We start from the raw sequence: 12,725 nt of genomic DNA, 5'->3' as shown, positions 1-12,725 counted from the left end.
AAAAAAGCTGCTGCATACGAGCAAATAGATGAAAATAGAAAAAAAGCCACAAATCGTGGCTTTTTTTTACGTTTAAATAAACATGCCGGCGATCGCGGCGCTGAGAAGGTTTGCGAGCGTTCCCGCAATGACCGCTCTCAATCCGAGACGCGCAATGTCCGAACGGCGGCTTGGCGCCAAACCGCCCAGTGTGCCGAGCATAATCGCAATGGATGAGAAGTTGGCAAAACCGCACAAGGCAAAGCTGATAATGGTAGACGTTTTTTTTGAAAAATCTGCAATATGGGGGCCGAAGTTTGAGTAAGCGACAAACTCATTCAATACAAGCTTTTGTCCGATATAGCTTCCGGCTCCCAGCGCTTCATGCCAAGGAACGCCGATCACAAATGCGATTGGAGAAAACACATACCCGAGAATGGATTCTAATGTAATATGTTTGAAACCGAACCAGCCGCCGATTCCGCCGAGAATTCCGTTCACAACAGCGATTAATGCGACAAACGCAAGCAGCATAGCGCCGACGTTCAAAGCAATTTGAAGACCTGTGGACGCGCCCTTTGCGGCGGCGTCGATCACATTCGCGGCGCCTTCACCTTCGTCCATATTAAAATCGCCTTTTACCGTCTGCGTTTTTTCCGTTTCCGGAATCAGTATTTTACCGAAGACAAGACCGGCCGGGGCCGCCATAAAGCTTGCCGCCAGCAAATATTCGATCGGAATGCCGAGCAGCGCGTAGCCGAAAAGAGTGGAGCCTGCTACAGCCGAAAGGCCGCTCGTCATAATCGTAAACAGCTCGGAACGTGTTAATCCGGCAATCAGCGGTTTAATGACAAGCGGTGATTCGGTTTGGCCGACAAAAATATTCGCTGCCGCTGCAAGCGATTCTGTTTTGCTTGTCCCAAGAAGTTTTGACAGCCCGCCTCCGATGACGCGGAAAATGAGCTGCATAATTTTCAGGTGATACAAAACAGCAATGAGCGCCGAGAAGAAAATAATGACCGGCAGAACGCTCAATGCAAATGCCGGGCTGCTGCCCACTTTCAAAAGAGGGCCAAAAATAAAGCTGATCCCTTCATTCGCATAATCAATGAGAAGCTGAACGCGGCTTGAAAACCATAAAAACACGGCCCGTCCCGCATCCCACTTTAACACGATGAATCCAAAGGCAATTTGTAAACATAAACCGACGATGACGGTTCGTACATTAATTTTGCTTTTCTTTTCTGATAACAAAAAAGCAATGGCTAATACAGCCGCTGCCCCGAGCAGCCCCCAAACTATATTCAATGAATCCACCTCTAAAATTTTATTTAAAAAAAGTCTTTATTAAGATAACAATATTTATTTTTGCTGTCTACAAATTTTTTGTTTTGCCAAAACTCGGAGCAATAAAAAAAGAGGCCCGCTCGGAGCCACTGATTAAAACATCGGATTTTCTTCTATGAATGTATATATGTTTTCAACAAGTTCAGCCGGCGTGTTCCCTGTGACCACTTCGCCGTTGACAAGGGCGAACATGGACTCCATGCATTTTCCGCAATAGCTTAAACAGCCGTATTCAAGCACGTCCAGATTCGGGTCCTTCTCCAATATCTCCCGTGCTTCCTGGGAACCGCGCGCTAAATTGCTGACACAGAATTCAATCATCGGATTCATGCGGTTTCACCTCACATATGTACCTTATCCTAACGGAATTTCCGCTTTTCGTCAAAGAGATGGTTTGGCGCAAGTATTATCGTAACATATTAATTCAAGGTAAAGGTTTTACTATTGTGCGCTTTCTGGTCAATTTGTAGGTTATTTTAAAACTATTATTGTGGTTTTAGATCAAATTCGATATAATTCTAGATGTTATTTTACATAGTTCGTTATTTTGTAACAACATTGACTACCATATTTTTCGGGCAAAAGGGGAATCATAATGAAAAAATTGGTCTTGATCGGCGGGGGTTACGGGAACATGCGGGTGCTTCACCGTTTATTGCCGAACCAGCTTCCGTCAGATATTTCAATTACGCTGATTGACAGAAATCCGTATCACTGCTTAAAAACAGAATATTATGCGCTTGCTGCCGGCACTATTTCTGATCATCATATCAGAGTGTCTTTTCCTGAACACCCGAATTTGGATGTTCAATACGGAGAGGTGTCTTTCATTGACACGAAAAATAAACAAGTGCTGTTCCATGACCGGGAACCGATTTCTTACGATGACGCGGTGATCGGGCTGGGCTGCGAGGATAAGTATCATAACGTGCCCGGCGCGCCGGAATACACATACAGCATTCAGACAATTGACCAATCACGCGCAACCTATCAAAGACTGAACAACCTCGGCGCAAATGCAGCTGTCGCTATCGTCGGAGCGGGATTAAGCGGCGTTGAGCTTGCCAGTGAATTAAGAGAGAGCCGTGACGATTTAAACATTATCTTATTTGACCGCGGTGAACTGATTTTATCAAGCTTTCCGAAACGGCTGAGCAAATATGTGCAAAAATGGTTTGAGGAACACGGAGTCACCATTATCAATAAAGCGAATATTACACAAGTGGAAGACGGCATCGTGTATAACCACGGCGAAGCCATTCACGCCGATGCCATCGTGTGGACGGCCGGAATTCAGCCGAATCAGGCCGTAAGAGACTTAGATGCAGAAAAAGACGCACAAGGCCGCGTCGTGTTAACACCGCACCACAATATTCCGGGCGATGAGCATGTATACGTCGTCGGCGATTGCGCAAGCCTTCCGCATGCGCCCAGCGCCCAGCTGGCCGAAGCCCAGGCTGAACAAATCGTACAAATTCTACAAAAACGCTGGAACCAGGAAGAGCTGCCGGAAACGATGCCGCAGTTTAAGCTGAAAGGCGTGCTCGGCTCACTCGGAAAAAAAGCGGGCTTCGGCCTTGTCGCCGATCGTCCGCTGATCGGGCGTGTGCCGCGCTTGTTAAAATCCGGGCTTTTATGGATGTACAAGCATCATAACGGATGATAAAAGCAAAGCCGCTGATTGGCCGTCAGCGGCTTTTTTCTATGGGCCAGGTACGTAGCCGCGCTTTTCCATTTCTTCATATATATCTTTTAAATTCGGATTCCCTTCCCCCACAATGACATCCTCCACTAAAACGAGCGGATAAAAGAATTCATCGCTTCTGATTCGTTCCGAGAGCTCTTGAATGCCTTCTTGTTGAGGCGGTTCATTAATATCAATATACTGCATCCTAAATGGCTGATCAGGATATTTCCGCTTCAGCGCCGCCTCCAGCCATTCAAAGGTATCTTTGGCGCCGGGCATATTCACGCAGCTTGCGCAGATGGTTTCCGCACCGTAAACGCTGAGCATAATCGGTTCTGTCATGTTTATCATCCCCTTTACACCAGTATACAAAGGACGGGGCAGCTTTTGTATAAAAAACGGTTTTTATGTACAAGTATAGATGTGCTATAATAATGAAAGCAACTTTGCAAACCAAACATTAGATTTTTATCGTTACTGTGAATATAATGGTTTTATGCATATGAAAGGAGCGAATGTCATGACTGAGGTTGAAATGAAAGAACAAGTACAGGAAGTATTGGATAAATTACGCCCGTTTTTGCTTCGTGACGGCGGTGACTGTGAGCTTGTCGACGTGGACGAAGGGATTGTAAAGCTTCGCCTCCTTGGCGCATGCGGAAGTTGCCCAAGTTCAACGATTACGCTGAAAGCGGGAATCGAACGCGCCCTTCTTGAAGAAGTGCCGGGTGTCGTTGAAGTAGAACAAGTATTTTAATCGAAGAAACCAGGCTGATCTCACAGCCTGGTTTTTTATTTTTATAAATATTGATCAAACCACGAATAGATATAGTTCAGGCGCTTCATCCGCTGCTTAGGATGGCCGCTGCGTGACAATTCATGCGCAGCCCCCGGAAATCTGACAAACGCAGTTGTTTTGTTTAATTTTTTCAGAGCGGTAAAAAGCTGCTCCGCTTGTTCTATCGGACAGCGGTCATCACGCTCTCCATGAAGAATTAAAAGCGGGGTCGTGACTTGTGACGCATATTTTACAGGCGAACGCTCCCACAGCTTGTCTGTTTCCTCAAATAAGTCGTGCCCAAGCTGCCAGTCTGTGAAAAAGTATCCGATATCACTGACACCGTGAAAGCTGAACCAGTTTGAAATAGAACGCTGCGTGACAGCCGCTTTAAATCGGTCTGTCTGGCCGACGATCCAGTTCGTCATAAATCCTCCGTAGCTTCCCCCCGTCACACCGAGACGCTCCCGGTCAATAAACGGATAGGCCTGCACTGCCTCATCCACAGCCTGTATGACATCGCGGTAATCTCCTCCGCCGTAATCCCCCCTGACACGATTGACAAAGTCCTGTCCATAGCCATGGCTGCCTCGCGGATTCACATACACGACAGCATACCCTTGAGCCGCCAGCACTTGAAATTCGTGAAAATATGTATGTCCGTACATCATGTGAGGGCCGCCGTGTATGTAAAGGATGAGGGGATATGTCTTATTTTCTTCAAATCGGGCGGGCTTTAAAAACCAGCCGTTCACCGTCAGCCCGTCCTTTGTTTCATATTGCAGGTTTTCCGGCACGGATATGATGTGCTCCCCGACAAACCGGTCATTGGCAGCCGTCAATTGTTTCTCCTCCCCTTCTCTCAGCGGAATGCAGTAAAGCTCAGAGGGCCATGACGGCTTGGCAATGACGGCGATATAGCTTTTTTGATCAGGATGGAAAGTAAAGCCGTTTACGTATTCATCTTCTAACCGAATCGGGTAAGCGAGTCCGTCTATTGAAATATAATAAATTCCGGTGCTTCCCTGCTCGGTTCCGAGGACATAAAATCCTTGGCCGTCGTTTGTCCATACCGGACGCGGGGTAACGCCTCCTATAAGCGAATCCGCAATAAGCGCGTCGCTTAAGTGGACATCCAGCATGTCAGTCAGACAAGACAGCCGTTCGTTTTTCATGTCATAGAGCCATGCCTTTTCTAATGTGGCATTGCGATATTCATTTTCATGGCCGAGCATGGCGATATAAGAACCGTCCGGTGAAAACGCGCACGAACCAAAGGAACCGCTGTACGGCGTAATTTGCTTCAGTCGGCCGCTTTTCAGCTCCATTAGATAGACATCGCTCGGCTTACTGGCATCGCCCTGATCGGTTAAATTGGCCGTAAACACAAGCCATTCGCCATTTGGAGAAAATGCCGCGTCATAATGGTCGGCTTCATGATCCGTAAGCTGCTGAAGATTTCCCGTTTCCAGATTGACAAGCACAAGCTGTGTCCAGCTTCCTTTCAGTAAACCTTTTCCGTCACGTTTGTACGTTAATGTTTGAATGTCGACAGGCTCAAATTCGTTGCGTTTCTTTTTTTCTTGATCATCCGCACGTTCAGATGAAGTCAGACTGACGGATAGAAGCACTGATTTGCCGTCGGGAGACCATATAGGATCAGATACGCCCCATGGGATATCGGCTGCTTTTTCAGCCTCTCCTCCGCCGGCGTTCATGATAAAGAGCTGGGGAACACCGCCGTCCCTGTCAGAAACAAAAGCAAGACGCCGTCCATCCGGAGACCATCTCGGACTGGTGTTTTTCTTCTCCCCGTATGTCCATCGGCTTGACGTTCCGGTGTCGGCGTCATACATCATAATCGCTGAGGAATACGAATCCTGCTCTTGGTTGACTTTTGTCTGTACGTATGCCGCCCGTTTGCCGTCAGGGGCATACTGGGGGTCAGTCACGGATACAAGAGCCGCTATGTCTTCTTCGGTTATGAGTTTTTTCAATTCATTCTCCTCCTTTTCTTTTTATTTCGCTTCCCTAAATAAAAATCCTTCTCTTGAAAAAAAGCGTTCTTCTTTGCCGTGAAGAACGCTTTTTAACATTATACACTTTTCACCTGCTGCAAAGGATTCCGTTCAATGACACTTCCTTCTCTCGGAACGGTCAGCGCCGCAATTTCACAGTGCGGGAAGTTCAGGGAAAGCTGCTGTTTCAGCTCCTCTCTCTTTCCTTTTTCAGTCAGCACAAGAATTGTCGGACCCGCTCCGCTCAGTGCCGTCCCATAGGCTCCCTTTAACTCAGCCACATGCTCCACCTTCGGCAATTCAGGGACAAGCATGGCTCGGTACGGCTGATGCAGCAAGTCTTTACTCATCATTTTCCCCGCCAGCATCCAGTCTTTTGACATGATGGCGGCAATGAGAAGATTGCTGACGGCGCTCGCTTTTACGGCGTTACGATAAGGAAGCTGTTTCGGAAGCACGTCTCTTGCGTCTCTCGTCAGCACTTCATAAAACGGGATGACCGCGACAACGTCAATGTCCGCATCCGGCACGCGCACGATATGTGTCTCCTCTTCTTCGTGAAGTCCGATGACAAGCCCTCCTGTGAGGGACGCAGCGGCATTATCAGGGTGGCCCTCCTCCAGACTGGCCAAATGCAGCTTGTCTCTTTCTGACAGCTGCAATCCGCATAATTCGTCAGCAAGCTCTATCGCGGCGACGATAGCGGCCGCGCTGCTGCCGAGTCCGCGGGCGAGCGGAATATCGCTCCATACTTTCACGTGAACAGGCGGCAGCTCTTCATTATAGCGGTCAGCCGTCCGTTTGGCGACTTGATAAATCAGATTGTCCGTACCTGCAGGAATGCCGGCGACAGTTTCCGTTTCAGGAGAAAACCCCCATTCTCCGCTTCGGTAAACCGATAGCTTCAAATATCTGCTGAGCGCCATCCCGACCGAATCAAAACCCGGCCCTAAGTTAGCGGTGCTTCCCGGAACGGTAATGGAAAACAGCATATCCGCCTCGTTCATACACGCGCCGCTCCGTTTAAGTATTCAAGAATGCTGTCTTCATCTGTCGGCAAAGTCATCGGCTGAATGTCAGAGGTATCTACTGCCGTGTTCGGATCTTTTAAGCCGTTTCCGGTTAAGACCGCGACAACCTTGCTTCCTTTTGGAATTTCACCGGATTTCACCTGTTTTAAAACGCCGGCAATGGAGGCAGAAGAGCCTGGTTCGGCAAACACGCCTTCTTCACGGGCCATCAGCTGATATGCATGGAGAATTTCTTCATCTGTCACTTCATCGATTTTTCCGGCAGATTCTTCTGCGGCAAGCACTGCTTTGTCCCAGCTGGCCGGGTTTCCGATCCGAATGGCCGTTGCCACTGTTTCAGGATTTTTAATGACTTCGCCGCGGACGATGGCCGCAGATCCTTCCGCTTCAAAACCGCGCATTTTCGGAAGACCCGTGCCGTTTTTCTCATGGTATTCTTTAAAGCCCTTCCAGTAAGCGGTGATATTGCCCGCGTTTCCTACAGGGATCGCCAGAATATCCGGCGCTCCGCCAAGCTGTTCGCATACTTCAAAGGCGGCTGTTTTCTGCCCTTCAATCCGATACGGATTTACCGAGTTTACCAATGCAATCGGAGATTTTTCACAAATGGAACGGACAATTGCAAGCGCGTCATCAAAGTTTCCGTCTATCGCGATGATTTCCGCTCCGTACATGACGGCTTGCGCAAGCTTTCCGAACGCGATTTTTCCGTTCGGAATGATGACGATACACTTCATATCGGCTCTCGCCGCATATGCCGCAGCAGCGGCGGATGTGTTTCCGGTTGACGCGCACATGATCGTATCGTTTCCTTCTTCTTTTGCTTTGGCAACCGCCATCACCATTCCGCGGTCCTTAAACGATCCCGTCGGATTGACGCCTTCTGTTTTGACATGCAGTTCAATTCCGAGCTTTTCAGAAAGCTTCGGGAGATGGATCAGCGGCGTATTGCCTTCATGTAATGTCAGCGCCGGCGTCTGATCTGTCACAGGCAAAAACTCTTTATATTGATGGATAAGCCCTTTCCACATTAGCTCCAACCGTTCCCTTCTACTCGATATGTGCTTTTCACTTCTTGTACGACTTCGAGATCATGTAAGTTTTGCAGGATGTCGCTGAAATCCGCTTCTGACGTATGGTGCGTGACAATCACGATTTCAGCGAGATCATCATGCCCTTTAATCGGCAGCTGCAGAATCTTTTCAAAGCTCACTCCCCGTTCTGAGAAAACGGATGTGATTTTCGAGAAGGAGCCGACTTGGTCTTTCACGTGGATTCTTAAGAATTGCTGGGCATAGATGTCGGACGGCTGCTTCAGATTTCTCTCAAACTGCGGTGCCACAAAGCTGTTTCCGTTTACGCCGAGACGCATGTTTTTCATTACCGCGACAAGATCTGACACGACTGATGTCGCTGTCGGCATGCTTCCCGCTCCCGGTCCGTAAAACATCGTTTCCCCGACGGCTTCTCCGTACACGTATACGGCGTTGTATTCATTATGAACGGCAGCGAGCGGGTGATGATCGGGGAGAAGCGTCGGCTGAACGCTGACCTCGATTTTACTGTTATCACGCTGGGCAATGCCGATCAGCTTCATCGTGTAGCCGAGGCGCTTGCTGAAGCTGATGTCTTCGTCAGTGATTTGGGAAATGCCTTTCACTTTGACATCCTCCAGATCGACATTCATGGAAAACCCGAGACGGGCTAAAATAGCCATCTTGCGCGCCGCGTCCAAGCCTTCTACATCGGCGGTCGGGTCCGCTTCTGCGAATCCGAGGTCCTGCGCTTCCTTCAGCACTTCTTCGTACGGGCTTTTTTCTTTGATCATTTTCGTTAAGATAAAGTTTGTCGTTCCGTTGACAATTCCCATCATTTTTGTGATCCGGTCAGAGGAAAGCCCATCTTCCAATGTGCGCAAAATCGGGATTCCACCGGCGACGCTCGCTTCATAATACAGGTCACAGCTATTTTCTTTAGCAGCCGCCAGCAGTTCTGAACCGTAAACGGCGATCAAATCTTTATTAGCGGTTACGACGTGTTTTTTCGCTTTTAAAGCGTCAAGCAGGTATTCTTTCGTCTGTTCCACGCCGCCGATGACCTCAATGACGACGTCGACATCAGGATCATCAATGACGTCGTACACCTCTGTCGTCAGCACTTCTCTCGGCAGTTCGGCTTCTCTTTTTTTATCAATATCTTTCACCAGCACTTTTTTTATCGTTACCGGACAGCCGACTTGATGCATGAGCTTATCCTGATGGTCTTGAATGATTTTTACGACACCGCTTCCCACGGTTCCGAGTCCTAACAGTCCAATACGAATCGCTTTCAAAAAAACTCCACCTTTCCTCCATCTGTCCACTCATAAAGGACAATTGTTAACCCTTCACAGACATTTAAGTTACAAATATTATATAAGCCCCTATTTGTTTTGACAAGCGGCCGTCCCTTGGTTTTATAGAATTGTAAACGCTTAACACCTTGATATGACAAGATTCTATATTTTCTAAATATTTTTGCGTCATATTTTCTTACGAACTGTTTCCTTTTCCGAGCCAGGCGACAGGCGGGACAAATACCTGGGCTGATCCTACATTCATCATGTCATGGCACGTTTGTAAAAACTGTTCATACCGCCCGCAATCGGCAAGGATGTAGTCGAGCTGCTCTTCATAAAAGTGTTTTTCGGAATCCGGAGAGATGTAATAGCTCTCTACCGTCTCGAAGTAATGAAGCGGAAATAAGAGGCGGCTGTAAAACAGGCGTTTGGAAAAGGAGGATAAAGGCGTGATTTGTTCGTATTCCTGCAGAAACTGAAATCCGTTATTGAGTAAATCGTCGCGATGATATAAATACGTGCTCCGCATATATTCCGATATGTCGCGGGACGCATGGTCAAATACCCAATCACCCGGGATGCGGATTAATGATTCCTCAGACCATGTGTTGCGCTCCATCCGCTGGTGGCAGATTGTTCCCGAATCCTCGGCCTGGGGATTGTCGTCCAGTTCCGTATCCACTAAATATTGAATGGCGTTTTCCGCTAAGCCCGAATAATAAGGAAACGATTCAATCATTTTCTTTTCAAATGGCTCAAGCGGGGACATACGGATTTTCTGCATCCAGAATGATTCAAGCTGATCCACGCGCTTTCCCCATAAATCCTTCCACTGGCCGATTCGGCCCGCTTCTTTCACTTCGTACGGGAAGCCTCTGCCCTTTCTGTGGAATTCTGCAAGCTCCGCGCCGACAGAAAACGACCGGTTTAAGGCCGGGAGCGCCGCCTTTAATAGCGCAAACGTTTTGTCCTCATGTTTAAAGGTCAGCTCCCCTTCCTTCGTTAAGATAAACACACAAACGTATGGGTCACTTTGTTCTTGTAAATACTGACTCATGTAATAAAGCTCCGTCAGCTCTGATTGGGAAAAATGGGAGACGGGAATGATGAGAAAAAAGGAATTTGGCGTTTGAAAGCACTGGTACCGCTGATAAACGGAAAGCTGCCTGATTTGAATGCCGTACTTTTCTTTAATAATGTCTTTCATCATAATCACCTCTGTAAGATTGGGGCTATTCACATCGTAATCATACATCGGTGAAATTATGAATACATATTGTAATCCTTCTAAGCGGGAGGAGAAACATCGGACCGGATGTTGTATAAACTAGTAAAAAAAGATTGGGTGAAGCAAATGTCAGAAAAAGAACAGCTGAATCAGGTGGAGGCCGTCGCGAGAACGCGTTTAAAAGAACGGGGGGTAGAGGTGGCCGATATTGCCGAGCTTGTGTTTTTTCTCCAGAAACAATATCATCCCGATTTGACTATGGAGGAATGTAAGCTGAATGTAAACCGGGTGATCGCAAAACGGGAGGTGCAGAATGCCATTTTAACGGGGATTGAATTAGACATGCTCACCGAGCAAAAAAAACTGTCTGAGCCGCTTCAAACCATTTTGGCGATCGATGAAAGCCTGTACGGGGTTGATGAGGTGCTCGCCTTCTCTATCGTAAATATATACGGCTCCATCGGCTTTACAAACTACGGTTACATCGATAAGGAAAAACCGGGCATCCTCGCGCGGTTAAATGATAAGTCAACCGGCGAATGCCATACGTTTCTCGATGATATTGTCGGAGCGATCGCCGCCGCGGCTTCAAGCCGCCTGGCTCATCACGCAAGAAATACAGAATAAGGGCGGCCGAACGGCCGCCCCTTTTTTTCTTACATATATTCAATCCATTCCGTTAAAGAATCGACCGCATGCGTCGGCTTCGTGTCATAATCAGCCATATGCTCCCGCTTCGTTACGCCGGTATGAACAAGCAGCGTGTCCATTCCAGCATTGATGCCGGCCATAATATCTGTTGCATAGTTATCGCCGACCATCAGCGTTTCAGAAATATCCGTTCCGAGCACGCGCATCGCCTGTTCCATAATGATGGATTCAGGCTTGCCGATAAAGACGGGCTGCACGCCTGTTGATACCGTCAATACGGATGTAAGCGAGCCGTTCCCCGGCAAAAGCCCTCTTTCTGTCGGGATGGCGACATCGCCGTTTGTTGATATAAACCGGGCGCCGTTTCTGATGGCAAGGCAGCCCGTCGCCAATTTTTCGTATGTAATCCCGCGGTCTATTCCGACAACGACAAAGTCAGCGTTTTCTTCTCCAAAGCTCAGGCCGTTTTCTTCAATCGCCTGACGGATGCCCTCTTCACCGATAACATATACCGATGCATCTTTTTTCTGCTGGGCGATATGCTGCGCAGTCGCCATGCTTGTCGTGAAAACCTGCTCTTCGGATGCAGGGATATCGAAGCTCATTAATTTATCCGCTACCTGCTTCGGCGTCCGTGAGGAATTGTTTGTCACAAATAAATACGGAATGCCGCGCGCTTTGAGTGTTCTCACAAATTCACACGCTTCTTCAATTTTTTCGGTACCGTTGTACATTGTGCCGTCCAAGTCAATTAAATATCCTTTATATGCTTTCATCCTCAACACTCCTGTGGAATTTGTTTCTCGTTGTTATTTAAAAGCGGAAACAGGGCCGAGCTCTGTTTCAAGATAAGTTCTCACGCGGGCCGGAAAGGCTTGGAGCACGTCCAGATTTGCCGTGACGAGAGCAAACAGCTCCTGATGATCAGCTTGCTGATATTCCTGCACCAGCTGCTTCCGGCATGAAATCAATTGCTTCAGCCGGCTTCCGTCTTCTTCCGTTACGACCTTTTCATCAGTCAGAATATCCATGATATCGTCGTAGCTGCCCGGGTCACGCATAATAAAGCCGTCAATCATATCATTGCCGACATCGAGAATGCATTCGATCATAATATGGCCGATGCGCTCAAGCGCTCTTTTTTCAATGTCTGTTTGCCAATCCGTCTGGCTTGTAAACAGCTCCAGCTGGCTTTCGAAAAATCGGAGTGTTTGTTCGATTTTATTTCTGTCAACAAAATACACGTGACAGCATCCCCTTTGCATGTATTATTTTCTGATCCGTTTCAAGACAAAATACGCGCAGCCGAAATTGCAGTATTCGTAAATGTATTCGTCTAATGTGCTGATTTTCGTTTCAAAGGTTGCCTTTTGATTCTGGTCATCAAAGAAGCCTTTGAGCCGCAGCTGACTGTATCCCCAGTCTCCCACAATGTAGTCATATTTATTTAATATGTCTGAATAGCGGGCTTTGAACGCTTCTTCATTAAAGCCGTTTTTAAAATCGTGAACGAGTTCAAACTCGGCATTTTGAATAAGAATCATGTCTTCACCTCTTTTATCACTCTTTACTATCATAATTCATTGACTTCTGTCCATCAATTGCAAAATCAGGCGAATCGAGCGGGCAGGAAATTTTCATTCCTTTTATATCCAGTTTAACGGTTCA

The 12,725-nt window shown here is 47.6% G+C and carries 14 protein-coding genes; 3 read left to right on the top strand and 11 right to left on the bottom strand.

Annotated features, from left to right (window positions below; all coding sequences use genetic code 11):
- Window positions 1-72: 72 nt before the first annotated feature.
- Together AXI59_RS00295 and AXI59_RS00290 are read right to left on the bottom strand one after the other, a co-directional pair.
- Complete coding sequence (locus AXI59_RS00295) at window positions 73-1,287, bottom strand: NupC/NupG family nucleoside CNT transporter (RefSeq protein WP_061522217.1); 1,215 nt, start codon at window positions 1,285-1,287, stop codon at window positions 73-75.
- Between the two features lie 132 nt (window positions 1,288-1,419).
- The gene (locus AXI59_RS00290; RefSeq protein WP_061522216.1) at window positions 1,420-1,656 is read right to left on the bottom strand and encodes a YuzB family protein; all 237 of its coding nucleotides are present in this window, start codon (window positions 1,654-1,656) and stop codon (window positions 1,420-1,422) included.
- Window positions 1,657-1,921: 265 nt separating this feature from the next.
- On the opposite strand from AXI59_RS00290, the gene AXI59_RS00285 reads away from it, so the two are divergent.
- Entirely contained in the window at window positions 1,922-2,989 is a 1,068-nt protein-coding gene (locus tag AXI59_RS00285; RefSeq protein WP_061522215.1) for an NAD(P)/FAD-dependent oxidoreductase, read from the top strand.
- Between the two features lie 39 nt (window positions 2,990-3,028).
- Here AXI59_RS00285 and AXI59_RS00280 read toward each other — a convergent pair whose 3' ends face one another.
- Entirely contained in the window at window positions 3,029-3,355 is a 327-nt protein-coding gene (locus AXI59_RS00280; RefSeq protein WP_061522214.1) for a YuzD family protein, read from the bottom strand.
- Between the two features lie 79 nt (window positions 3,356-3,434).
- Here AXI59_RS00280 and AXI59_RS00275 point away from each other — a divergent pair, with 79 nt between their 5' ends.
- Window positions 3,435-3,770, top strand: a complete 336-nt coding sequence (locus tag AXI59_RS00275) for a NifU family protein (RefSeq protein WP_197464687.1) — start codon at window positions 3,435-3,437, stop codon at window positions 3,768-3,770.
- A 41-nt stretch (window positions 3,771-3,811) separates the two neighbouring features.
- Here AXI59_RS00275 and AXI59_RS00270 read toward each other — a convergent pair whose 3' ends face one another.
- The 5 genes from AXI59_RS00270 to yutH form a co-directional block, all read right to left on the bottom strand.
- Entirely contained in the window at window positions 3,812-5,788 is a 1,977-nt protein-coding gene (locus AXI59_RS00270) for a S9 family peptidase (protein ID WP_061527065.1), read from the bottom strand.
- 98 nt (window positions 5,789-5,886) lie between these two features.
- The gene (gene thrB / locus AXI59_RS00265) at window positions 5,887-6,816 is read right to left on the bottom strand and encodes a homoserine kinase (RefSeq protein ID WP_061527064.1); all 930 of its coding nucleotides are present in this window, start codon (window positions 6,814-6,816) and stop codon (window positions 5,887-5,889) included.
- Window positions 6,813-7,871, bottom strand: a complete 1,059-nt coding sequence (thrC, locus tag AXI59_RS00260) for a threonine synthase (protein WP_061527093.1) — start codon at window positions 7,869-7,871, stop codon at window positions 6,813-6,815. Before thrC ends, thrB begins: the two co-directional genes overlap by 4 nt.
- Window positions 7,871-9,172, bottom strand: coding sequence for a homoserine dehydrogenase (locus AXI59_RS00255; protein WP_061522211.1), 1,302 nt, complete (start codon window positions 9,170-9,172; stop codon window positions 7,871-7,873). The genes thrC and AXI59_RS00255 overlap by 1 nt, the downstream gene beginning before the upstream one ends.
- A gap of 199 nt (window positions 9,173-9,371) precedes the next feature.
- Complete coding sequence (gene yutH / locus AXI59_RS00250) at window positions 9,372-10,388, bottom strand: spore coat-associated protein CotNH (protein WP_061522210.1); 1,017 nt, start codon at window positions 10,386-10,388, stop codon at window positions 9,372-9,374.
- Window positions 10,389-10,532: 144 nt separating this feature from the next.
- On the opposite strand from yutH, the gene AXI59_RS00245 reads away from it, so the two are divergent.
- Complete coding sequence (locus tag AXI59_RS00245; protein ID WP_061522304.1) at window positions 10,533-11,033, top strand: phosphatidylglycerophosphatase A family protein; 501 nt, start codon at window positions 10,533-10,535, stop codon at window positions 11,031-11,033.
- Between the two features lie 29 nt (window positions 11,034-11,062).
- Here the strand turns inward: AXI59_RS00245 and AXI59_RS00240 are convergent, their stop codons facing one another.
- From AXI59_RS00240 to AXI59_RS00230, 3 genes are read right to left on the bottom strand one after another with little or no spacing between them, the layout of a single operon-like run.
- Window positions 11,063-11,833 carry a TIGR01457 family HAD-type hydrolase gene (locus AXI59_RS00240; protein ID WP_061522209.1) on the bottom strand — a complete coding sequence of 257 codons (771 nt, stop codon included), beginning with the start codon at window positions 11,831-11,833 and terminating at the stop codon, window positions 11,063-11,065.
- A gap of 33 nt (window positions 11,834-11,866) precedes the next feature.
- Window positions 11,867-12,301: a DUF86 domain-containing protein gene (locus tag AXI59_RS00235; RefSeq protein WP_061522208.1), complete on the bottom strand. Its 435-nt coding sequence runs from the start codon at window positions 12,299-12,301 to the stop codon at window positions 11,867-11,869.
- Window positions 12,302-12,325: 24 nt separating this feature from the next.
- Window positions 12,326-12,601, bottom strand: a complete 276-nt coding sequence (locus AXI59_RS00230) for a YutD family protein (RefSeq protein WP_003151928.1) — start codon at window positions 12,599-12,601, stop codon at window positions 12,326-12,328.
- Window positions 12,602-12,725 lie beyond the last annotated feature (124 nt).

It is taken from the genome of Bacillus nakamurai, from assembly GCF_001584325.1.
Lineage (GTDB): Bacteria > Bacillota > Bacilli > Bacillales > Bacillaceae > Bacillus > Bacillus nakamurai.
This window is presented reverse-complemented; position numbering and strand designations above follow the sequence as displayed.